Here is a 25610-nt window from a genome sequence, read left to right as displayed (position 1 = left end):
GGCGGCCGTTGTTCACGCATCAGCTGTTGTTGTGGTCGACCTTGATGGTCGGATCGCTGCCGGCAATCAGGTTATGAATGTTGGCCGTGGACCAGTTGTTGCCTTCCAGTTTGATCGTCACGTCCGGTGTGGCGGCTGCGGCATCGCCCGAGTTGAACTTGCCGCCCGAGCTGACTTGCAGCGACGACACGCCGTCGACCGTGGTGATCTTCAGGAAGTTGTCGATGGTGCTGCCACTCTCACCCTGCAACAGATCACGCAGGTCGATGCGGTCGCCTTCGCTGGCCTTGAAGTCCTTGATCACGTCGTTGCCGGTGTCGCCCGCCTTCCAGACGAAGGTGTCGGCACCCGAACCACCGATCAGGATGTCGTTGCCCTGACCACCGATCAGCGTGTCGTTGCCGGTGCCGCCGAGCAGGATGTCATTGCCCTTGCCGCCGTCGAGCAGGTCGTTGCCGCCCGAGCCGAACAGGATGTCGTTGCCCGCGCCGCCCAGCAGCGTGTCGTTGCCATCGTGGGCACCGGACACATCGAACGCCTGATAGTGCTCGGTGATGTACTGGTGCACGTTGCTGGTGGTGACTTTGCTGACGTCGACCCCGGTTTCCTTGGCCACGAACGCCTGCATCGCCTGATAACCCTCGCCGGCAATGCCGTTGAAGCTCACCAGGTCGCCGAACAGGATGTCGTTGCCGTCGCCACCGCTGACGGTGTCGTTGCCCGGCATCGTCGCTTCGGTGTGGCCGATGATCGAGTTGGCCAGGTCCTTCGGATCGATGTTGGTTTGCGGCGTCTTGTCCGAATCGTACGGTTTCAGGTCGTTGAGGCTGACACCGCTGTTGATGCCGATGGCCTCCACGTTCGACAAACCGTTGAGCAAGGCGAAACCGCTGCTGGCGTTATCGGTGGTCGTGGTCGTGGTGCTGCTGCCGTTGCCCGCCAGACTCGAGATCTCGTAGGTACCGTCACCCTGAGCGTGGATGGTACCCAGGCTGTTCCAGCTCCAGCTGCCGTTCTTGTACGTCTGCAATACCACGGCGCCGGCAGTGTTGATACTCAGGTAGTGGGTGTTGTCGATGTAGGTGCTGAAGCTGTCGCCCAGTTTGTAGTTGCTGGTTTTCACCACGTCATCGAGCTTCACGTTGCCGTACAGCGTCGGGTTGGTCTGCTCGTTGCTCTGGTAGTAGGTCGGCTGGCCGTCGGTGATGAAGTACGTGAGGTTCTTCGCCCCGGTGTTGGCCAGCGCTTCGGCGCTCTGGAAGAAGTTCGCCGTGGCCTTGAACACGTCCTCGTAGTTGGTGCCGCCGCCGGACGACATCGAGTCCAGCACGGCCTTGAGCAAGGTCAGCGCGTTCGGGTCGTTGAGGTTCACCGACACCGACTTGTTGACCTGGGTATCGAAGTCCACCAGGAAGATGTTCACCGTGCCGGAGTTGCTGCCCAGACTCTGCTTGAGGGTGTTGAACACCGACGTCAGCGAGTCCTTGGCGGCGTTGATTGACGAGGCGCTCATACTGCCTGAGCTGTCGACCATGAACGCGATGTTGTAGTTGGTGCCCGGCACCACGGTCAGGCCGCCGATGTCGGCGACGATGATGTCGTTGCCGTCGGTGCCGGTGACGGTGTCGTCCGCCGAAGTGGCGACCACCGCGTTGTAAACCGCTGGCACCACGGTGACCGGGATGGTCGCAGTGGTGCTGGCCGAGCCGCCGACTTGTTCGGTGGAGGTCGAGGTCACGGTCAGGTTGAACTGGCCGTTGTAGTAGGTCGGCGGGGTTACGGTCAGGGTGCCGAGGTTCCAGCCGGTGACGTTGGCGTCGCCGCTGGTGGCGGTCACGGTGAAGCTGTGGCCTGCGCCGTCGCTCAGTACCGAGCCGACCGGTGCGCCGCTGATCTTGATGCTCAGGGTTTCCGAGCCGTCGGTATCGGTCAGCGCGGTGCTGATCGACGACAGTTTCACCGTGGTGCCTTCGGCGCCGGTGTTGAGTTTGTAGCCGTCGTAATAGCCTTCGCCGTTGTTGCCGTGCAGATCGGAGACGGTCACGCCGGCATTCACCAGATCCTGCACGCCGGTGTAGATCGGCACGCCGGCACTGCTCAGGTCGATCGGCGTGCTGCCGTTGACCGACAGGTTGACGTCGTAGCTGCCCGGGCCGCTCTGGTTGTGGTGGTAGATGTCCAGGGTGTAGTAACCGCTGGTGGTCGGGGTGAACGAACCGTTGAGGTTGCCGCCCGCGCCCCACGTGGTCGAGGCCACGTTCTTGCCGCCGATGGTCACCAGCAGGCTGTCATCACCGGTGCCGCTGAAGGTATAGGTCTTGCCGGCTTCCAGATAAATCAGGCCCGAGGTTTTCGACGCAGTGCCGGCGGTCACGCTGCCGTCGGACTGCACGTTGTTCACAGTGCCGCTGGTGTTCGGCTTGCCTGCGCCGTCGATCACGTTTTTCAGGGTGGTCGAGTTGGCGCCGCTGCCGTCGGTGCCCAGGCCCGACAGACCGGTCCAGACTTCCTTGATCAGGCCGGTGGACTTCACGCTGTTGTCGGCCACCGACAGGGTCGGTGCATCCGCCACCGGCGTGATGTCGATCTTGATGGTGCCAGTGTTGCCCAGCAACTGGCCGTCGGTTGGCTGGAATTTGATCTGCGCGTAGTCGGCCTGATTGTTACCAACGCCAGTGCCACCGTAACCGTTCACACCCGACTCGTTGGCATCCGGCAGGAAGCGCAGCTTGCCGGCGTCGATATCGGCCTTGCTGAAGGTCTGGTTGTTGGCGACGTCTTTCCAGGTCGAACCGTCCAGATACTGCAGTTTGCCTTCGCCCGGCAGCTGGGTGATTTTCACGCCCAGGCTGCTGGCCGGGCTGTCGACGTCGCTGACGCCGAAGGTCGACCAGCCGAGAACCAGCGGGGTGTCTTCGGTGCCGGTGACGTTGACCGGTGCAGCGACCGGCGCATCGTTGACCGCCACCACGTTGACCGTGGTGGTCGCGGTGTTGGAGTAGTTGCCGCCATCGGTCACGGTCACGGTGATGATCCGTGGCACGGTGCTCGGATCTTCACTGCTGTTGGTGAAGCTGATGTTCTTGATCGCCTGCATGTAGTCGGCGAGCGTCGCGTTGCCCGACAGGGTCAGGGTGACGGTGCCGTTGGTGCTGTTGGCGTTGATGGTGATGCCGTTGACGCTGTTGCCCAGATTCAGCGCATCGCCGTCCTGACGGTTGGTCAGCACGACGGTGGCGCCGGTCAGCATGGTGCTGTCCGGGTCGGTGATCTTGATGTCGGTGTCGGCAATCGACACGCCTGCGCCCGGGGTGTTCTCGGTGAAGGTCACCTTGTAGTCGGCACCCGTTGCACCGCTGGAGTTGTTGGCGTCGAGGTCGATGACCGGCGGTGCATCGTTGTCGATGATCGAGGTGCTGACGCTGCCATTGGTGCTGCTGACCGCCAGGTTTTCGAAGTTGCCACCGGTGGCCGAGTCGATCTTGACCACGAAGTTCTCGGTGCCTTCGGTGATCTTGTCGTCGATGGTCGCAACGTTGAACTGCGCGCCGCTGGCACCGGCCGGGATCTTCACGGTGTACACGCCGGTGAAGTCCGAACCGTCGGCGGCGGTGCCGCTGTAGACGATTTTCAGGGTCACTTCGGTCTGCGCCGGGTGGGTCAGGCTGACGGTGTAGCTGGCGGTCTGGCCTTCGGTTACCGAGGTGCTGCCGGTGATGCTGACAGTGGTAGTGTCGATGGTGTCGGTGATGCTGGTCACGGCTGGCGTGGTGCTGGTGACCAGGTTTTCGAAATTGCCGCCCGTGGCGTTGGTGATCGTGGCTTGCACGTTGCCGGCGTCTTTGTAGACGTCATCGGCTGGCGCAGGAACGGTTACGGTGCCGGTGGTTTTGCCCGCTTCGATGGTGATCACGGCGCCGTTGCTCAAGGTCACGGTCACCGGAGTGCCCGCAGCATTGGTCAGGGTTGCGGTGTAAGTGATCGAACCACCCTCGGAGACCGAGTTGGTGGCGCTGAGGGACAGGTTGGTGGTATCGATGGTGTCGGTGACGGTGGTGCTGACCGGCGTCTTGTCGGCCACGAGGTTTTCATAGTTGCCGCCAGTCACGTTGGTGATGGCGTTGGTCAGCGGTGTGTGGCCGGTCAACGCGTCGTTCGGCGCGGTAGTGGTCACGGTGCCGGTGGTTTTGCCGACTTCGATGGTGATCGACTGACCGTTGGCCAGGGTCACGGTCACAGGCGAGCCTGTCACTGGCGCGCCGACGGTCGCGGTGTAGACCACGTTGCCACCTTCGGCCGCCGTCGTGGTCGCGGTCAGCTTCACGGTGGTGGTGTCGATAGTGTCGGTGACGCTGGTCACGGCTGGTGTGGTGCTGGTGACCAGGTTCTCGAAGTTGCCGCCGGTGGCGGACTTGATCGTCGCCTGCACGTTGCCGGCGTCTTTGTAGACGTCGTCAGCTGGCGCAGGAACGGTCACGGTGCCCGTGGTTTTACCGGCTTCGATGGTGATCACGGCGCCGTTCGACAGGGTCACGGTCACTGGTGAGCCAGCGGCGTTGGTCAGGGTCGCGGTGTAGGTGATCGAGCCACCCTCGGCCACGGTGCCGGTCGCGCTGAGCGACAGGTTGGTGGTGTCAACGGTGTCAGTCACGGTGGTGCTGACCGGCGTCTTGTCGGCCACGAGGTTTTCGTAGTTGCCGCCAGAAACGTTGGTGATCGAGTTGGTCAGCGGTGTGTGGCCGGTCAACGCGTCGTTCGGCGCGGCAGTGGTCACGGTCCCGGTGGTCTTGCCGACTTCGATGGTGATTGACTGACCGTTGGCCAGATTCACGGTTACCGGCGAGCCAGTCACCGGCGCACCCACGGTAGCGGTGTAGGTGACGGTGCCACCCTCGGCCGCTGTTGCGGTTGCGGTCAGCTTCACGGTGGTGGTGTCGATGGTGTCAGTAACGCTGGTCACTGCTGGCGTGGTGCTGGTCACCAGGTTTTCGAAGTTGCCGCCCGTGGCGTTGGTGATCGTGGCTTGCACGTTGCCGGCGTCTTTGTAGACGTCATCGGCTGGCGCAGGAACGGTCACGGTGCCCGTGGTTTTGCCCGCTTCGATGGTGATCACGGCGCCGTTGCTCAAGGTCACGGTTACCGGAGTGCCCGCAGCATTGGTCAGGGTTGCGGTGTAGGTGATCGAGCCACCCTCGGCGACCGAGTTGGTAGCGCTCAGGGACAGGTTGGTGGTGTCGACGGTGTCAGTGACGGTGGTCAAGACCGGGGTCTTGTCGGCAACCAGGTTCTCGTAGTTACCGCCGCTGACGTTGGTGATGGCGTTGGTCAGCGGTGCATGACCGTTCAGCACGTCGTTCGGCGCGGTGGTGGTCACGGTGCCGGTGGTTTTGCCGACTTCGATGGTGATCGACTGACCGTTGGACAGGTTTACGGTCACAGGCGAGCCGGTTACCGGCGCTCCCACGGTAGCGGTGTAAGTGACGGTGCCACCTTCAGCCGCGGTCGCGGTTGCAGTCAGCTTCACGGTGGTGGTGTCGATGGTGTCAGTAACGCTGGTCACCGCTGGTGTGGTGCTGGTGACCAGGTTCTCGAAGTTGCCACCGCTGGCGTTGGTGATCGTTGCCTGTACGTTGCCGGCGTCCTTGTAGACGTCGTCGGCTGGCGCAGGAACGGTCACGGTGCCGGCGGTTTTGCCCGCTTCGATAGTGATCACTGCACCGTTCGACAAGGTCACGGTCACTGGCGAGCCAGCGGCGTTGGTCAGGGTCGCGGTGTAGGTGATCGAACCGCCTTCGGCCACGGTGCCGGTCGCGCTGAGCGACAGGTTGGTGGTGTCGACGGTATCGGTGACGGTGGTCGAAACCGGGGTTTTATCAGCCACCAGATTTTCGTAGTTGCCGCCGCTCACGCCGGTGATTGCGTTGGTCAGCGGTGCATGACCGGTCAGCACGTCGTTCGGCGCGGTAGTGGTCACGGTGCCGGTGGTCTTGCCGACTTCGATGGTAATGCTCTGGCCGTTCGACAGGCTCACGGTCACAGGCGAGCCAGTCACTGGCGCACCTACGGTAGCGGTGTAGGTGACGGTGCCACCCTCGGCCGCTGTTGCGGTCGCGGTCAGCTTCACGGTGGTGGTGTCGATGGTATCAGTAACGCTGGTCACTGCTGGCGTGGTGCTGGTCACCAGGTTTTCGAAGTTGCCGCCCGTGGCGTTGGCGATCGTGGCTTGCACGTTGCCGGCGTCTTTGTAGACGTCATCGGCTGGCGCGGCGACGGTCACGGTGCCCGTGGTTTTACCGGCCTCGATGGTGATCACGGCGCCATTGCTCAGGGTCACGGTCACCGGGGTGCCCGCAGCGTTGGTCAGTGTCGCGGTGTAGGTGATCGAACCACCTTCGGCCACGGTGCCGGTCGCGCTGAGCGACAGGTTGGTGGTGTCGACGGTGTCGGTCACGGTAGTGCTGACCGGCGTTTTGTCGGCCACCAGATTTTCGTAGTTGCCGCCCGTCACGTTGGTGATCGCGTTGGTCAGCGGCGCGTGGCCGTTGAGCGCATCGTTAGGTGCCGTGGTCGTCACGGTGCCGGTGGTTTTACCCACTTCGATGGTGATGCTCTGGCCATTCGACAGGTTCACGGTCACTGGCGAGCCAGTCACCGGCGCGCCAACGGTAGCGGTGTAGGTGACGGTGCCGCCTTCAGCCGCCGACGTGGTCGCGGTGAGTTTCACCGTGGTGGTGTCGATGGTATCGGTGACCTGGGTCACGGCCGGAACGGTGCTTGGCACCAGGTTCTCGAAGTTGCCACCGGTGGCGGTCGAAATGGTCGCTTCGACTTTGCCGGCGTCTTTGTAGACGTCGTCTTTCGGTGCGTCGACGGTCACGGTGCCGGTGGTTTTGCCAGCTTCGATGGTGATTACGGCGCCGTTGCTCAAGGTCACGGTCACCGGAGTGCTCGCAGCGTTGGTCAGTGTGGCGGTGTAAGTGATCGAACCGCCCTCGGCAACCGAATTGGTGGCGCTGAGGGTCAGGTTGGTGGTGTCGACCGTGTCAGTGACGGTGGTCGAAACCGGTGTTTTGTCGGCTACGAGGTTCTCGTAGTTGCCGCCCGTCACGCCGGTGATCGCGTTGGTCAACGGCGCGTGGCCGGTCAGCGCATCGTTCGGTGCGGTGGTGGTGACGGTGCCGGTGGTCTTGCCCACCTCGATGGTGATCGACTGACCGTTGGTCAGGGTCACGGTGACTGGCGAGCCGGTCACAGGCGCGCCCACGGTGGCGGTGTAAGTGACAGTGCCGCCTTCAGCCGCCGACTCGGTCGCGGTCAGTTTGACCGTGGTGGTGTCGATGGTGTCGGTGACTTCGGTCACAGCCGGAACGGTGCTCGGCACCAGGTTTTCGAAGTTGCCACCGGTGGCGGTCGAAATGGTCGCTTCGACTTTGCCGGCATCTTTATAGACGTCGTCTTTCGGTGCGTCGACGGTCACGGTGCCGGTGGTTTTGCCGGCTTCGATGGTGATCACGGCGCCGTTGCTCAAGGTCACGGTCACCGGAGTGCCCGCAGCGTTGGTCAGTGTGGCGGTGTAAGTGATCGAACCGCCCTCGGCAACCGAATTGGTGGCGCTGAGGGTCAGATTGGTGGTGTCGACGGTGTCAGTGACGGTGGTCGACACCGGCGTTTTGTCGGCTACGAGGTTTTCGTAGTTGCCGCCAGTCACGCCGGTGATCGCGTTGGTCAGCGGCGTGTGGCCGTTGAGCGCATCGTTCGGCGCGGTGGTGGTGACAGTGCCAGTGGTTTTACCCACTTCGATGGTGATCGACTGACCATTGGCCAGGGTCACGGTCACAGGCGAGCCGGTCACTGGCGCGCCAACAGTCGCGGTGTAAGTGACGGCGCCACCTTCAGCGGCCGTTTCGGAAGCGGTCAGCTTCACGGTCGTCGTATCGACGGTGTCGGTGACTTCCGTTACGGCTGGAACGGTGCTCGGAACCAGGTTCTCGAAGTTGCCACCGGTTGCGTCCTTGATGGTCACTTCAACCTTGCCGGCGTCTTTGTAGACGTCATCGGTTGGCGCGGCGACGGTCACGGTGCCGGTGGTTTTGCCGGCCTCGATGGTGATGACAGCGCCGTTCGACAGGGTCACGGTCAGCGGTGTGCCGGCCGGGTTGGTCAGGGTCGCGGTGTAAACGATCGAGCCACCTTCGGCCACGCTGTCGGTCGCGGTCAGCGACAGATTGGTGGTGTCGACGGTGTCGGTCACGGTGGTGCTGACCGGCGTCTTGTCGGCGACGAGGTTTTCGTAGTTGCCACCGCTCACGCCAGTGATCGCGTTGGTCAGCGGCGTGTGGCCGTTAAGCGCATCGTTTGGCGCAGTGGTGGTCACGGTGCCGGTGGTCTTGCCCACTTCGATGGTGATCGATTGACCATTGGCCAGGGTCACGGTGACCGGCGAGCCAGTCACCGGAGCACCAACGGTGGCGGTGTAAGTAACGGTGCCACCTTCAGCGGCCGTTTCGGAAGCGGTCAGCTTCACGGTCGTCGTATCGACGGTGTCGGTGACTTCGGTCACGGCCGGAACGGTGCTCGGCACCAGGTTCTCGAAGTTGCCACCGGTGGCGGTCGAAATGGTCGCTTCGACTTTGCCGGCGTCTTTGTAGACGTCGTCTTTCGGTGCGTCGACGGTCACGGTGCCGGTGGTTTTGCCGGCCTCGATGGTGATGACAGCGCCGTTCGACAAGGTCACGGTCACCGGAGTGCCGGCCGGATTGGTCAGGGTCGCGGTGTAAACAATTGAACCGCCCTCGGCCACCGAGCCAGTTGCGCTCAGGGTCAGGTTGGTGGTGTCGACGGTATCAGTGACGGTGGTCGAAACCGGCGTTTTGTCGGCCACGAGATTTTCGTAGTTGCCGCCAGTCACGCCAGTGATCGCGTTGGTCAGTGGCGCATGGCCGTTGAGCGCATCGTTCGGTGCGGTGGTGGTGACGGTGCCCGTGGTCTTGCCGACTTCGATGGTGATCGACTGACCATTGGCCAGGGTCACGGTCACAGGCGAACCGGTCACAGGCGCGCCGACGATAGCGGTGTAAGTAACGTTTCCGCCTTCAGCCGCCGACTCGGTCGCGGTCAGTTTCACCGTGGTGGTGTCGATGGTGTCGGTGACGTTGGTCACGGCCGGAACGGTGCTTGGCACCAGGTTCTCGAAACCACCGCCAGTAGCGGTCGAAATGGTTGCCTCGACTTTGCCGGCGTCTTTGTAGACGTCGTCTTTCGGTGCATCGACGGTCACGGTGCCGGTGGTTTTACCGGCCTCGATGGTGATGACGGCGCCGTTCGACAGGGTCACGGTCACCGGCGTACCCGCCGGGTTGGTCAGGGTCGCGGTGTAAGTGATCGAACCACCCTCGGCAACCGAATCGGTGGCCGTCAGGTTCAGGTTGGTCGTGTCGACAGTGTCCGAAACCGAGGTATTTGCCGGTTTGCCGTCGACCGCCAGGTTTTCGTAATTGCCACCGGTGGCCTTGTCGATGGTCACGCTCAGCGAGCTGCCGCCCGCCAACGGGCTGTTCGGCGCGACGAAGTTCACGGTGCCGGTGGTCTCGCCGACGGCGATGGTGATGGTCTGTCCGTTGGACAGGGTCACGACGAGCGGCGAACCGGTCACTGGCGCCGTCACGGTCGCGGTGTAGACCACGGTTTCGCCTTCGGCGACGTTGGCGGTAGCGGTCAGCGACACGGTGGACGTGTCGATGGTGTCATTGACGGTGGTGACCGCCGGGGCGGTGCTGGTGACCAGGTTTTCGAAGTTGCCACCGGTGGTGGTCGAAATGGTCGTCTCGACTTTGCCGGCGTCCTTGTAGACGTCGTCCTTCGGTGCATCGACGGTCACGGTGCCGGAGGTTTTACCGGCCTCGATGGTGATCACTGCGCCGTTGCTCAAGGTCACGGTCACCGGGGTGCCGGCGGCGTTGGTCAGGGTCGCGGTGTAGGTGATCTGGCCACCTTCGTTGACTTCCGGCGTGGCGCTCAGGGTCAGGGTGGTGGTGTCGACGGTGTCGGTCACGGTGGTGCTGACCGGGGTTTTGTCGGCCACGAGGTTTTCGTAGTTGCCGCCGCTCACACCGGTGATCGAGTTGGTCAGCGGCGTATGGCCGTTGAGCGCATCGTTTGGCGCGGTGGTGGTAACGGTGCCGGTGGTCTTGCCAACTTCGATGGTGATCGACTGACCGTTGGCCAGGGTCACGGTCACAGGCGAGCCGGTCACTGGCGCGCCAACGGTGGCGGTGTAGGTAACAGTGCCGCCTTCAGCAGCCGACTCGGTCGCAGTCAGTTTGACGGTCGAGGTGTCGATGGTGTCGGTGACTTCGGTGACGGCTGGAGCGGTGCTTGGCACCAGGTTCTCGAAGTTGCCGCCAGTTGCATCCTTGATGGTGACTTCGACCTTGCCGGCATCTTTGTAGACGTCGTCTTTCGGCGCATCGACGGTCACGGTGCCGGTGGTTTTACCGGCCTCGATGGTGATGACGGCGCCGTTGCTCAACGTCACGGTCACCGGGGTGCCGGCCGGGTTGGTCAGCGTCGCGGTGTAAACGATCGAACCGCCCTCGGCCACCGAGTCAGTGGCGCTGAGGGTCAGGTTGGTGGTGTCGACGGTATCGGTGACGGTGGTCGAAACCGGGGTCTTGTCGGCTACGAGATTCTCGTAATTGCCGCCGGAAACGCCAGTGATCGCGTTGGTCAGCGGGGTGTGACCGTTCAACGCGTCGTTCGGTGCGGTGGTGCTGATGGTGCCGGTGGTCTTGCCGACTTCGATAGTGATCGACTGACCATTGGCCAGGGTTACGGTCACAGGCGAACCCGTCACCGGAGCGCCGACGGTCGCGGTGTAAGTAACGGTACCGCCTTCAGCCGCCGACTCGGTCGCGGTGAGTTTCACCGTGGTGGTGTCGATGGTATCGGTGACTTCGGTAACAGCCGGAACAGTGCTCGGCACCAGGTTCTCGAAGTTGCCGCCGGTTGCATCCTTGATGGTCACTTCGACTTTGCCGGCGTCCTTGTAGACGTCGTCTTTCGGCGCATCGACGGTCACGGTGCCGGTGGTTTTACCGGCCTCGATGGTGATGACTGAGCCGTTGCTCAACGTCACGGTCACCGGAGTGCCGGCCGGATTGGTCAGGGTCGCGGTGTAGGTGATCGAGCCGCCCTCGGCCACGGAATCGGTGGCGCTCAGGGTCAGGTTGGTGGTGTCGACGGTGTCAGTGACGGTCGTCGAAACCGGAGTCTTGTCGGCGACCAGATTCTCGTAGTTGCCGCCGCTCACGCCGGTGATCGCGTTGGTCAGCGGAGTGTGACCGTTCAACGCGTCATTCGGCGCAGTGGTGGTCACGGTGCCAGTGGTCTTGCCGACTTCGATGGTGATCGACTGACCGTTGGCCAGGGTCACGGTCACCGGCGAGCCGGTTACCGGAGCGCCAACGGTGGCGGTGTAAGTGACAGTGCCACCTTCAGCCGCCGACTCGGTCGCAGTCAGTTTCACCGTGGTGGTGTCGATGGTGTCAGTGACTTCGGTAACGGCAGGAACAGTGCTCGGTACCAGATTCTCGAAGTTGCCACCGGTTGCATCCTTGATGGTCACTTCGACTTTGCCGGCGTCCTTGTAGACGTCGTCTTTCGGCGCATCGACGGTCACGGTGCCGGTGGTTTTGCCAGCCTCGATAGTGATGACGGAGCCGTTGCTCAACGTCACGGTCACCGGAGTACCGGCCGGGTTGGTCAGGGTCGCTGTGTAGGTGATCTGGCCACCTTCGGCCACGGTGCCGGTCGCGGTCAGCGTCAGATCGGTGGTGTCGACGGTATCGGTCACGGTAGTGCTGACCGGGGTTTTGTCGGCTACGAGGTTTTCGTAGTTGCCGCCGCTCACGCCAGTGATCGAGTTGCTCAGCGGGGTATGACCGTTGAGTGCATCGTTCGGCGCGGTGGTGGTGATGGTGCCGGTGGTCTTGCCGACTTCGATGGTGATGGTCTGACCGTTGGCCAGGGTCACGGTGACCGGCGAACCAGTCACCGGAGCGCCAACAGTGGCGGTGTAGGTGACGGTGCCGCCCTCAGCCACCGACGTATCGGCGCTCAGCTTCACGGTCGACGTATCGATGGTGTCAGTCACTTCAGTGACGGCCGGAACGGTGCTCGGAACCAGATTCTCGAAGTTGCCGCCGGACGCATCCTTGATGGTCACTTCGACTTTGCCGGCGTCTTTGTAAACGTCATCGGCAGGCGCCGGAACGGTCACGGTGCCGGTGGTTTTACCCGCTTCGATGGTGATCACCGAGCCGTTGCTCAGGGTCACGGTCACTGGCGTGCCAGCCGGATTGGTCAGCGTGGCGGTGTAAACGATCGAACCGCCTTCGGCCACGGAACCTGTAGCGCTCAAGGTCAGGTTGGTGGTGTCGACGGTGTCGGTGACTGACGTCACGGCCGGAGTCTTGTCGGCGACCAGGTTTTCGTAATTGCCGCCGCTGGTGCCGTCGATCTTCACGCTCAGCGTGTTGCCGCCGGCCAGTGCATCGTTCGGTGCGGTGTAGTTGACGCTGGCGCTGCTGGCGCCGACCGGGATGGTGATGGTCTGGCCGTTGGACAGCGTCACGACCACTGGCGAGCCGGTCACCGGTGCGGTGACGGAGGCGGTGTAAACCACCACGCCGCCTTCAACTGTGCTGGCCGTAGCGCTCAGGGAAACGGTGCTGTTGTCGATGGTGTCGGTGACGTCGGTCACCGCCGGGGTCTTGTCGACCACCAGGTTTTCAAAGTTGCCGCCCGTGGTCTTGGTGATGCTGGCGTCGACTTTGCCGGCGTCCTTGTACACGTCGTCGCCCGGTGCGGCGACGGTGATGGTGCCGGTGCTCGCGCCTTTGGCGATGTTGATCACCGCGCCGTTGCTCAGGGTCACGGTCATGGCCGTGCCGGCCGGGTTGGTCAGGGTCGCGGTGTAGACGATCGAACCGCCCTCGGCAACCGAGCCGGTGGCGCTCAGGCTGATGTTGGTGGTGTCGACGGTGTCGGTGACCTTGGTCACCACCGCCGAACGGTTGGCATCGACCTGTTCGAAGTTGCCGCCGCTGTGGCTGGCAATCGCGGTCTGCACCTTGCCGCCGTCGATGTAAGGAGTGTTGGCCGGCGCAGGGAAGTTCACCGAACCGCTGGTGGCACCGGCGGCGATGTTGATGACCGCGCCGTTGGCCAGGGTCACGGTCATGGCGGTGCCGGCCGGGTTGCTCAGGGTCGCGGTGTAGGTGATCTGGCCACCTTCGCTGACAGTATCGCTGGCGCTCAGGGTCAGCGTGGTCTTGTCGATGGTGTCGTTGACCGTGGTGCTGACCGGCGTCTTGCTGACGTCGAGCTTCTCGAAGTTGCCGCCGCTGGCATCGGTCATGGTCACGGTGAGCTTGCTGACATCCTTGTAGACGTCATCGCTCGGCGCCGGGATGGTCACCGAACCGCTGGTCTTGCCGGCCTCGATAACGATGGTCTGGCCGTTGCTCAGGTTGACGGTCACCGGCGTCTGCGCGGCGTTGGTCAAGGTCGCGGTGTAAGTGATCGACGTGCCTTCGAGCACATAGCTTTCGGCGCTGAGGGTCAGGTGCGTGGTGTTGATGGTGTCGGCGACGTTGGTCACCGCTGGCGTCGGGTTGGCCACCAGGTTTTCGAAATTGCCGCCGGAAGTGTCCTTGATGGTCACTTCGACTTTGCCGGCATCTTTGTAGACGTCATCGGCAGGAGCCGGAACGGTCACGGTGCCAGTGGTTTTGCCGGCTTCGATGGTGATGACGGAGCCGTTGCTCAACGTCACGGTCACCGGGGTGCCGGCCGGGTTGGTCAGGGTGGCGGTGTAGATGATCTGCCCGCCCTCGTTGACGTTGCCGGTGGCGGTCAGCGATACGGTGGTGGTGTCAACGGTATCGGTGATGGTGGTGCTGACCGGCGTTTTGTCGGCCACGAGGTTTTCGTAGTTGCCGCCGCTCACACCGGTGATCGAGTTGGTCAGCGGTGCATGGCCGGCCAGTACGTCGTTCGGCGCCGTGGTAGTCACGGTGCCGGTGGTTTTGCCGACTTCGATAGTGATCGACTGACCGTTGGCCAGGGTCACGGTCACCGGCGAGCCGGTTACCGGGGCGCCAACCGTCGCGGTATAAGTGACGGTACCGCCTTCAGCGGCCGATTCGGTCGCGGTCAGTTTGACGGTTGAAGTGTCGATGGTGTCGGTGACCTGGGTCACGGCCGGCACAGTGCTTGGCACCAGGTTTTCGAAGTTGCCGCCGGTTGCGCCGGTAATGGTCGCTTCGACTTTGCCGGCATCCTTGTAGACGTCATCGGCAGGGGCCGGAACGGTCACGGTACCGGTGGTTTTGCCGGCTTCGATGGTGATGACGGAGCCGTTGCTCAACGTCACGGTCACCGGAGTGCCGGCTGGATTGGTCAGCGTCGCGGTGTAGATGATCGAGCCGCCCTCGGTCACGGAGTCGGTGGCGCTCAGGGTCAGGTTGGTGGTGTCGACAGTGTCGGTCAAGGTGGTGCTGACCGGCGTCTTGTCGGCGACCAGATTCTCGTAGTTTCCGCCGCTCACGCCGGTGATCGCGTTGGTCAGTGGTGCGTTGCCGGCCAATGCGTCGTTCGGTGCGGTGGTGGTGACGGTGCCGGTAGTTTTGCCGACTTCGATGGTGATCGACTGACCGTTAGCCAGGGTCACGGTGACAGGCGAGCCAGTCACCGGTGCGCCGACGGTGGCGGTGTAAGTAACGGTGCCGCCTTCAGCCGCCGACTCGGTCGCGGTCAGTTTGACGGTGGTCGTGTCGACGGTGTCGGTCACGTCGGTGACGGCCGGAACGGTGCTCGGCACCAGGTTCTCGAAATTGCCGCCGGTGGCGTCCTTGATGGTCACTTCGACTTTGCCGGCGTCTTTATAGACGTCATCGGCTGGCGCCGGAACGGTCACGGTGCCGGTGGTTTTGCCAGCTTCGATGGTAATGACGGAGCCGTTGCTCAACGTCACGGTCACCGGGGTACCGGCCGGATTGGTCAGGGTCGCGGTGTAAACAATCGAACCACCCTCGGCGACAGTGCCGGTGGCGCTAAGGGTCAGATTGGTGGTGTCGGCCACGTCTGTCACCGTGGTCGAAACCGGGGTTTTGTCGGCCACCAGATTTTCGTAGTTACCGCCGGAAACGCCGGTGATCGAGTTGGTCAGCGGTGCATTGCCGGTCAACGCATCGTTCGGCGCAGTGGTGGTCACGGTACCGGTGGTTTTGCCCACTTCGATGGTGATCGACTGACCACTGGCCAGCGTCACAGTGACCGGCGAACCGGTCACTGGTGCGCCGACAGTAGCGGTATAAGTGACAGTGCCACCTTCAGCCGCTGATTCGGTCGCTGTGAGTTTTACCGTGGTGGTGTCGATAGTGTCGGTGACTTCGGTAACGGCCGGAACGGTGCTTGGCACCAGGTTCTCGAAGTTGCCGCCGGTTGCGTCCTTGATAGTGACTTCGACTTTGCCGGCGTCTTTATAGACGTCATCGGCTGGCGCCGGAACGGTCACGGTGCCGGTAGTTTTGCCAGCCTCGATGGTGATGACGGAGCCGTTGCTCAACGTCACGGTCACCGGGGTCCCGGCAGGATTGGTCAGGGTCGCGGTGTAGACGATCGAACCGCCTTCGGCCACGGAACCGGTGGCGCTCAGCGACAGGTTGGTGGTGTCGATGGAATCGGTGACGGTGGTGGTCGCTGGCGTCGTGTTTGGCACCAGATTCTCGAAATTGCCGCCGGTGGCACCGGTAATCGTGGTGCTGACGGTGCCGCCGTTGTTGTAAACGTCATTCGGCGCGGTCGGCACGTTGACGCTGCCGGTGGTCTGGCCGGCGCCGATGGTGATGGTCGAGCCGTTCGACAGGGTGACGGTCACCGGCGTCTGCGCCGGGTTGGTCAGGGTCGCGGTGTAGGTGATCTGGCCACCTTCGACCACGGTGCCGGTAGCGGTCAGGGTCAGGCCGGTGGTATCTCGCGAATCGACGATCGTGGTAACGGCCGGTGTCGGGTTCGGCACCAGGTTTTCGAAGTTGCCGCCCGTGGCACCGGTGATGGTGGTGGTGACGGTGCTGCCGTTGTTATAGACGTCATTCGGTGCGGTCGGCACGTTGACGGTGCCGGTGGTCTGGCCGGCGCCGATAGTGATGGTCGAGCCGTTGGACAGGGTCACGGTCACCGGCGTCTGCGCCGGGTTGGTCAGGGTCGCGGTGTAGGTGATCTGACCGCCTTCGGTCACGCTCGGGCCCGCCGTCAGGGTGACGGTGGTGGTGTCGATGGTGTCGGTGACCTGGGTCGTGGCCGGGGTGGTCGGCGGGGTCACGGTGATGCCGTTGCCGCCGGTGGTGCCGGTGACGGTCACGTCGATCTGGGTCGGGTCGTTATAAACAGTGTCGTTCGGTGCCAGCGGCACGTTGACGGTGCCGGTGGTGGAACCGGCCGGAATCACGATCACCGCGCCGTTGGACAGGGTGATGGTCAGGTCGGTCAGCGGCGCCTGGGTCAGGGTCGCGGTGTACACCAGAACGCCGCCGGCTTCGGTAATGCTCGGCGTGGCGCTGAGGCTCAGGGTCGATTCGCGCAGGACATTGGCGTTGGTGTCGGTGGTCTGGCCGCCGGTGATGTTCTGGGCGGCCTGGCCGGCAGCGTTGATGCCTGCGGTCGGGAAACCAATGGTCGGGTCGACACGGCCAGCGGTCGCATCGAGCATCACGAAGCTGTGACCGCCACCGGCGGCACCGCCAGTTCCTGCGGCGCTAGGGCCGGCGGCGGTGGATTCAAGGGCGGTAGTCGGGTCGACACCGGCGGCGATGGCTTGTTGCAGCTCTTCTACCGACGGCGCGGCTTGCGCGGTGGCTTCGGCCAGGTCGGTGCTGGAATCCGGGGCATCGGCGCTCCACTGAGTGTCGCGGCCCAGATCGATCGTGCGGCCATCGGCCAGTTCCAGGGACACGGCGCCGGAAACGCCGGTGTCGACCTGATCGCCGGCAAACAGCCGGTCGCCTTCAACGAGTACGCGACGGACGCCCTCTGGGGACACCACGAAAACCTGACCAACAATGCTTTTGACGATGGCAACAACACTGCTCATTGAAGACTCTCCGGGTGTCACGTTCAGTTGACTTCCATAGACCTGATGGCTGTCTGCGCCGATTCAGTCTGGACGTACTTTTAAAAAAAGATGAAACAAAGTTGACGCTGTTGTTCGTCAATATTTTGGCTAGATTCTTTCGCTATTAACTTTATGCCAAACTATTGACCTTCTGGGTGCCATCCTAAACAATCGCCCCAGTAATGTCACATTGATATTTATGCGGCGACCTGCCCTTCAGCGTGTGATCCAGTTCCGGTTTTAAACTTTCCGACATACGGTCATTCCGGTTGCCATCTTCCGACGCAGCTCGTCATTTTGCTGTGATTCAAGACAAGAAGTTCTGGGAAATCTTTACCATGCGTTCGCACCTGTTCAAGGCTCTACCCTTCGCTCTCGCCGCGTCTTTCGTACAAGCACAATCCTTACCAGAAGCCATGCAGCAGGCGCTGGATGTCCATCCGGAAATCCAGGCAGGGGTCAACAGCCGACTGGCCGCGGATTATCAATTAAAGGCTGCAAAAGGTGGATACCTGCCCAAGGTCGATCTGCTGGGCGGTTATGGCCGTGAAGGCACCGACAGCGTGACCACCCGTGCCGCCGGTGGTGGCAATCACTGGGAAACCCTGAACCGCAGCGAGTCAAGTTTGCGTCTGTCGCAAATGGTTTTTGACGGTTTTGCGACGTCCAGCGAAGTCGGGCGTCAACAAGCCACCGTCAACTCCCGCGCGTATTCCTTGCTCGGCACTTCCGAGCGCACTGCGCTGACCGTGGCCCAGGTTTACCTGGACGTGCTGACCCGTCGTGAGTTTGTGCGTCTGGCCGAGGAAAACCTGAAGAGCCACCAGCGCATCTACGACCAGATCCAGCTGCGCACCCAGCGCGGCGTCGGCAGCGGTGCCGACCTCGATCAGGCCGAAGCGCGGATGGCCCAGGCCCGCAACAACCTGATCACCGAGCAGACCAACCTCGCCGACTCGGAAACCAATTTCCTCAGCGCCGTCGGCCAGATGCCCGATCAGCTGGAGCGTCCGGCGCCGTTCATGGCGATGATGCCGGCCAACCTGAATGAAGCGCGCCAGCAGATGCTGGAAAACAGCCCGATCCTGCGTTCGGCCGAGTCCGATATCGCCGCGGCCGAGAAGCAATACGAGACTGCCAAGTCGACCTTCTACCCGCGTTTCGACGCCGAGCTGGGCCGCACTGCTGACAATGACCTCGACGGCCAGAACGGTCACAACAATGAATGGCAGGCCATGCTGCGCATGCGCTTCAACCTGTATTCGGGCGGCAGCAACAAGGCGGATCTGGAATCCAAGTCGTACCTGTCGAACCAGGCGCTGGATATCCGCAACAACGCCTTGCGCCAATTGAATGAAGAACTGGGCCTGGCCTGGAACGCCCTGAACAACGCCAACGCTCAGGTGCCGATCGCTCAGCAGTACGTTGATCACAGCACCTCGGTGCGCACCGCATATCAGCGTCAGTTCAGCCTCGGCGAACGTACCCTGCTGGATTTGCTCGACAGTGAAAACGAGCTGTTCACCGCTTCGCGGCGTCTGGCTGAAATCAAAAACATTCAGTTATTTACTCAGTATCGAATCAAGGCGACCATTGGCGAATTGCTCAAGAGCCAGGGAGTGGTCGCACCCTTGGCATCCGTTGTGCAGAACGACGTTAAGCCCAAGGTTCAGCTGCCTGGGATGAATTGAGTTGTCCCTTTTCAACTGCTAAAGAGTGTCGAGCGTGGAATCAGAAGTCAGTCGAGTTCATCTCAGTCATGATCCACGCGCGTTGCATGACGATCCGTTACTGGACGGTCTGCTCGCTCTTTGCATGCTCCACCAGAAACCCGCCAGCGCGGCGATGCTGACCACCGGCCTGCCGCTGCCCAAACAACGCCTGAGTGTCGAGCTGCTGCCCCGTGCGGCGGCGCGCGCCGGGCTGCAAGGACGGGTGCTGCAGCGCAAGCTGGAAGAGATTCCGGCGATTGCCATGCCGGCGCTGTTGCTGCTCAAGGATGGCCGCAGTGCCGTCCTGCTCGGCTGGCAGGGTGAGAACGACGCGCGGGTGCTGCTCAGCGAAAGCGACGGCGGTGAATCCCTGGTCAGCCGCGAGCTGCTGGCCGACGACTACACCGGCAAAGTGTTCTTCGCCCAGCCCCAGCACAAATTCGACGTCAACCACGGCACGCTGATCCCGCGTGCGCGCTCTTGGTTTCGCGACACCCTCAAGCGTTCGCGCTGGCTGTATGCCGACGCCATCGCCGCCAGTTTTCTGATCAACATCATCGCCATGGCCGCGCCGCTGTTCGTGATGAACGTCTACGACCGCGTGGTGCCGAACCAGGCCGAAGCGACCCTGTGGGTGCTCGCGCTGGGTATCACCGGCGCCTATCTGTTCGACCTGATCCTCAAGAGCCTGCGCAGCCTGTGCCTGGATCTGGCCGGCAAGAAAACCGACCTGATCATCTCTGCCACGCTGTTCGAGCGCATCGTCGGCATGGCCATGAAATACCGCCCCGCGCGGGTCGGCAGCTTTGCCCAGAACATCCATGAGTTCCAGAGCCTGCGTGACTTCCTCGCCTCGCTGACCCTGACCAGCCTGATCGACCTGCCGTTCACCCTCCTGATCTTCATCGTCATCGCGATTCTCGGCGGGCATCTGGTGTGGATTCCGGTGCTGGCCTTTCCGATTGCGCTGCTGATCGGCTACGCATTGCAGAAGCCGCTGGTGGCAACCATGGAACGCACCATGGCCCTCGGCGCCGAGCGTCAGTCGAGCCTGATCGAAACCCTCGCCGGCCTCGACGCGGTGAAGGTCAACAACGCCGAAAGCGAACGCCAATATCAGTGGGAGCAAACCATCGGCACCCTCAGCCGCCTCGAGCTGCGGGTGAAAATGCTCTCCGGTCTGGCGATGAACATCACCCTGCTGATCCAGCAATTGGCCGGGGTGATCATGATCGTCTTCGGCGTGTACCAGATCATCGCCGGCAACCTGAGCATGGGCGGCCTGATCGCCTGCTACATGCTCAGTGGCCGCGCCCTCAGCCCGCTGGCGTCGTTGTCCGGTCTGCTGACCCGCTACCAGCAGGCGCGGGTGACCATGACCTCGGTCGACCAGATGATGGAGTTGCCGCAGGAGCGCAATTTCGAAGAACGCCCACTGAGCCGCAAGGTGCTGCAAGGCGCGATCGAATGCCGCCAGCTCAGCTTCACTTACCCGGAGCAACAGAACCCGGCGCTGAAGAACATCAACCTGGTGATCCGTCCCGGCGAGAAGATCGGCATCATCGGCCGCAGCGGTTCCGGCAAAAGCTCACTGGCGAAACTGCTGGTCGGCCTGTATCAGCCGGACGATGGTGCGTTGCTGGTGGATGGCGTCGACATTCGACAGATCGACGTCAGCGAGCTGCGCTACAACATCGGCTACGTGCCGCAGGACATCCAGCTGCTGGCCGGCACCCTGCGCGACAACCTGATTTCCGGCGCTCGTTACGTCGAAGACGAACTTGTCCTGCAGGCCGCTGAACTGGCCGGCGTCCACGAATTCGCCCGACTGCACCCGCAGGGTTATGAACTGCAAGTCGGCGAGCGCGGGCAGAACCTGTCCGGCGGTCAGCGCCAGAACGTCGCCCTGGCCCGGGCGCTGTTGCTCAATCCGCCGATTCTCTTGCTCGACGAACCGACCAGCGCCATGGACAACACCGGCGAAGAACGCCTCAAGCAACGCCTCGCGGCGGTGGTGGAAAACAAGACCGTGGTGCTGGTGACGCACCGGGCATCGCTGCTGTCGCTGGTCGATCGCCTGCTGGTGGTCGACCGTGGACAGATCCTCGCCGACGGTCCGAAAGCGGCCGTCATGGAAGCGTTGAAGAAGGGGCAGATCAGTGTTGCTTAAGTCGGGTTTCAAGGATTCGATCCGCCGCTACTTCAAGGGCTCGGCATCGCTGCAGGGCCAGCCGCTGCCAGAGGTCAACAAGGCCTTGATCGAGGACGCGCCGCGCGTGGTGCGCCTGACGATCTGGGCAATCATCGGCTTCTTCGTGTTCCTGATGCTGTGGGCCAACTTCGCCGTCATCGACGAAGTGACCAAGGGCGACGGCAAGGCGATTCCCTCGTCGAAGATCCAGAAAATCCAGAACCTCGAGGGCGGGATCGTCTCCGAGCTGTTCGTCAAGGAAGGCCAGATCGTCGAGGCCGGCGCACCGCTGGTACGGCTGGATGACACGCGATTCGCCTCCAACGTCGGTGAAACCGAGGCTGATCGCCTGTCGATGCTGCTGCGGGTCGAGCGCCTGAGTGCCGAGGTCGATGACCGGCCGCTGAATTTCCCCGAGGACGTGCTCAAAGCCGTGCCGGGTCAGGCGAAAAGTGAAGAATCGTTGTACATCAGCCGTCGTCAGCAACTGCACGATGAAGTCGGTGGTTTGCAGGAACAGTTGATCCAGCGTCAGCAAGAGCTGCGTGAGTTCACCTCGAAGCAGGCGCAGTACCGCCAGCAACTCGGCCTGCAACGTCAGGAAATCAACATGTCTGAGCCGCTGGTGGCCCAGGGCGCGGTGTCGCCGGTGGAAGTGCTGCGACTCAAGCGTGCCGAAGTGGAAACCCGTGGTCAGCTCGATGCCACCACCCTGGCGATCCCGCGCGCCGAATCGGCGATCAAGGAAGTGCAGCGCAAGATTGACGAGACGCGCGGCAAGTTCCGCAGTGAAGCCCTGACCCAGCTCAACGAGGCGCGCACCGACCTGAACAAGGCCCAGGCCACCGGCAAGGCGCTGGAAGACCGGGTCAGCCGGACGCTCGTCACCTCGCCGGTGCGGGGCATCGTCAACAAGATGCTGGTCAACACCATCGGCGGCGTGATCCAGCCGGGCAGCGACCTGTTGGAAATCGTGCCGTTGGACGACACGCTGCTGGTCGAAGCGAAGATCCGTCCGCAGGACATTGCATTCCTGCATCCGGGTCAGGAAGCCACGGTGAAGTTCACCGCGTATGACTACACCATCTACGGTGGGCTCAAGGCCAAGCTGGAACAGATCGGCGCCGACACCATCACCGACGAAGACAAGAAAACCACCTACTACGTCATCAAGCTGCGCACCGAGCGCAGCCATCTCGGCACTGACGAGAAGCCGTTGCTGATCATCCCGGGGATGGTCGCGTCGGTGGACATCATCACCGGCAAGAAGACCGTGCTGAGCTATCTGCTCAAACCGATCATCCGGGCGCGCGCCGAGGCGTTGCACGAACGCTAGATCTTTATTGGCCTTTCGGGCCTCATCGCTGGCAAGTCGAATCGTCGCACCGCAGCTCCCACAGAGTTCTTTAATGAGCACACAATTGTGTTCTAACCGAGCTCCCTGTGGGAGCTGGCTTGCCAGCGATGGCGTCAGCTCGAACACCACATCCCTGTCAGTAAGTGACACAAATGGTCACTCACCATCCAGTCCATTCCTAAGCATTCGCCATATCGTTATTCGTTAACAGTATTTAAATTCCGCTTCTTATAGCTATAAAGTCAGCCTCCTGCGTACCTGCCGACCAATCGGCGCGCCGCACGACACGAACCAACACGCAATCCAGCGTGAGTTTCTGATCGACGCGCGCGCCATCGAGCGCGCCGTGCGTGGGAGATTGATTGATGTCCGCAGCTACTGCTACCCCAAGCGCCGCGACTGCCGCGCCGCAAACCTTCGAGATCCGCCCGTTCAGCGGTGCCGTCGGCGCCGAAATCATCGGCCTCGACCTGACCCGTCCGGTCAATGATGAAGACTTCGCCCGCATCCACCGCGCGCACCTCGATCACCACGTCGTGGTGTTCCGCGACCAGCGCATCACCCCGCAACAGCAGATCGACTTCAGCCGCCGCTTCGGCGTGTTGCAGATCCACGTGCTCAAGCAGTTCCTGCTGGCCAATCACCCGGAAATCCTCATCGTTTCCAACATCGTCGAGAACGGCCAGAACATCGGCCTCGGTGATGCCGGCAAGTTCTGGCACTCGGACCTTTCCTATAAAGAGCTGCCGAGCCTCGGCTCGATGCTGCACGCCCAAGAGCTGCCGTCCGAAGGCGGCGACACCCTGTTCGCCGACATGCACAAAGCCTGGGACAGCCTGCCCGACGCCCTGCGCAAAGCCGTTGAAGGCCGCTCGGCTGCGCATTCCTACACCGCGCGTTACAGCGAAACCAAATTCGAAGGCAACTGGCGCCCGACCCTGACCCCGGAGCAATTGGCCCAGGTCGCCGAGGTCGTGCACCCGGTGGTCCGCACCCATCCGGAAAACGGCCGCAAGGCCTTGTTCGTCAGCGAAGGCTTCACCACCCGCATCGTCGGCCTGCCGGAGGACGAGAGCAAACAACTGCTCGACGAGCTCTACGCCCACAGCGTGCTGCCGCAGAACATCTATCGCCATCAATGGCAGCCACACGACCTGGTGTTCTGGGACAACCGCTCGCTGATCCACCTTGCCGCCGGTTGCCCTGCGCACCTGCGCCGCAAGCTGTATCGCACCACCATTCAGGGCGACGCGCCTTTCTGATTCGCCGGAGATCCGATCATGTCCAAACGTCTTCCATTCGCGCCGCTGGCGGCGACCATCGGCCTCGGTTTCAGCCTGATCGCCGGCAGCCTGGTGGCACCGACCGTGGCCCACGCCGAAGGTGAAATCCGCATCGCCGAACAGTTCGGCATCGTCTATTTATTGCTCAACGTGGTTCGCGATCAGGGTCTGATCGAGAAGTACGGCAAGCAGGAAGGCCTCGACATCAAGGTCGACTGGACCCAGTTGTCCGGCGGTGCGGCAGTCAACGATGCGCTGCTCTCCGGCTCCATTGACATTGCCGGCGCCGGCGTCGGGCCGCTGCTGACCATCTGGGATCGCACCCACGGCAAGCAGAACGTCAAAGCCGTGGCCTCGCTGGGGAACTTCCCGTACTACCTCGTCAGCAACAATCCCAAGGTCAAAACCATCGCCGACTTCACCGAGAAGGACCGCATTGCGGTGCCGGCAGTGGGCGTTTCTGTGCAGTCGCGCTTCCTGCAATACGCGGCGGCCAAGCAGTGGGGCGACAAGGAATTCAATCGCCTCGACAAGTACACCATCGCCGTTCCGCACCCGGACGCCACCGCTGCGCTGATTGCCGGCGGCACCGAGCTGACCGGGCACTTCTCCAACCCGCCGTTCCAGGATCAGGCGCTGGAAAATCCGAATGTGCACGTGGTGCTCAACTCCTATGACGTGCTCGGCCCGAACTCGCCGACCGTGCTGTTCGCCACCGAGAAATTCCGCAACGAGAACCCGAAAACCTACAAGGCGTTCGTCGAAGCGCTGACCGAAGCCGCGCAATTTGCGCAGAACGATAAAGGCGCGGCGGCGGACACCTACATCCGCGTGACCAAGGCCAAGATCGACCGCGCCGCGTTGCTGAAAATCATCGACAACCCGCAGTTCGAATTCAGCGTCACGCCGAAAAACACCTACCCGCTCGCCGAATTCCTCTACCGCGTCGGCGCGATCAAGAACAAACCCGAATCGTGGAAGGACTACTTCTTCCAGGACGCCAAACCGTTGCAGGGGAGCTGATCGACATGAACGCCCCTTTGCAAGGCCACGCGGCCAGCAACCCGATCGCCACTGCGCAAGCGCTGTTGGCGGTCGATCAGGTCAGCCTCGAATACCGCACGCCGCAGCGCGTCGTGCGGGCCACCCACCAGGTCAGTTTCGAAGTCGATCAACAGGATCGCTTCGTGCTGCTCGGTCCTTCCGGCTGCGGTAAATCCACCTTGCTCAAAGCCGTCGCCGGGTTCATTGCGCCGTGCGAGGGCGAGATCCGTCTGCAGGGCCAGCGGGTCGACGCGCCGGGGCCGGACCGGATCGTGGTGTTTCAGGAGTTCGATCAACTGCCACCGTGGAAAACCGTCAAACAGAACGTGATGTTTCCGCTGCTGGCTTCGCGCACGTTGAAGAAAAAGGAAGCCGAAGAGCGCGCGCTGCATTATCTGGAAAAAGTCGGTCTGGCGGCGTTCGCCGATGCCTATCCGCACACCTTGTCCGGGGGCATGAAAGCGCGGGTGGCGATTGCCCGGGCGCTGGCGATGCAGCCGAAAATCCTGCTGATGGACGAGCCGTTCGCCGCGCTGGATGCCCTGACCCGCCGCAAGATGCAGGAGGAATTGCTGCTGCTCTGGGAGGAGGTGCGGTTCACCTTGCTGTTCGTCACCCACTCGATTGAAGAAGCGCTGGTGGTCGGCAATCGCATCCTGCTGTTATCGCCGCACCCGGGCCGGGTGAGGGCGGAAGTGCACAGTCATCAATACGATTTGCACAGCCTTGGCGGCGTGGCGTTTCAAGAGTCGGCACGGCGCATTCACCGTTTGCTGTTCGATGAAGGGCAGTCGCCGGAAGCCGAGCGCGAACTGGATTTCACCGATATCCGCATCGCTTATTGAGCCGC

7 protein-coding genes are annotated in these 25610 nt (G+C 62.4%); 6 read left to right on the top strand and 1 reads right to left on the bottom strand.

Annotated elements, in window-relative coordinates:
• Positions 1–19 precede the first annotated feature (19 nt).
• Positions 20–17152 carry a LapA family giant adhesin gene (locus CAF74_RS28240; protein ID WP_085748535.1) on the bottom strand — a complete coding sequence of 5711 codons (17133 nt, stop codon included), beginning with the start codon at positions 17150–17152 and terminating at the stop codon, positions 20–22.
• A gap of 359 nt (positions 17153–17511) precedes the next feature.
• Between CAF74_RS28240 and CAF74_RS28235 the strand changes: the two genes are divergently transcribed.
• From CAF74_RS28235 to CAF74_RS28210, 6 genes are all read left to right on the top strand, one after another.
• Positions 17512–18864: a TolC family outer membrane protein gene (locus CAF74_RS28235; RefSeq protein WP_085748534.1), complete on the top strand. Its 1353-nt coding sequence runs from the start codon at positions 17512–17514 to the stop codon at positions 18862–18864.
• Positions 18865–18898: 34 nt separating this feature from the next.
• Positions 18899–21055: a type I secretion system permease/ATPase gene (locus CAF74_RS28230; protein WP_085748533.1), complete on the top strand. Its 2157-nt coding sequence runs from the start codon at positions 18899–18901 to the stop codon at positions 21053–21055.
• Entirely contained in the window at positions 21045–22412 is a 1368-nt protein-coding gene (locus tag CAF74_RS28225) for an HlyD family type I secretion periplasmic adaptor subunit (RefSeq protein WP_011331851.1), read from the top strand. The genes CAF74_RS28230 and CAF74_RS28225 overlap by 11 nt, the downstream gene beginning before the upstream one ends.
• A gap of 386 nt (positions 22413–22798) precedes the next feature.
• Positions 22799–23695: a TauD/TfdA family dioxygenase gene (locus CAF74_RS28220; protein WP_064382651.1), complete on the top strand. Its 897-nt coding sequence runs from the start codon at positions 22799–22801 to the stop codon at positions 23693–23695.
• Between the two features lie 18 nt (positions 23696–23713).
• On the top strand, positions 23714–24739 hold the full coding sequence (locus CAF74_RS28215) for an ABC transporter substrate-binding protein (protein WP_085748532.1): 1026 nt from the start codon (positions 23714–23716) through the stop codon (positions 24737–24739).
• A 5-nt stretch (positions 24740–24744) separates the two neighbouring features.
• Positions 24745–25605, top strand: coding sequence for an ABC transporter ATP-binding protein (locus CAF74_RS28210; protein ID WP_085748531.1), 861 nt, complete (start codon positions 24745–24747; stop codon positions 25603–25605).
• The last annotated feature ends 5 nt before the right edge of the window (positions 25606–25610 follow it).

The sequence above is a fragment of the Pseudomonas sp. R45(2017) genome (genome assembly GCF_002112305.1).
Classification (GTDB): domain Bacteria; phylum Pseudomonadota; class Gammaproteobacteria; order Pseudomonadales; family Pseudomonadaceae; genus Aquipseudomonas; species Aquipseudomonas paraglycinae.
This window is presented reverse-complemented; position numbering and strand designations above follow the sequence as displayed.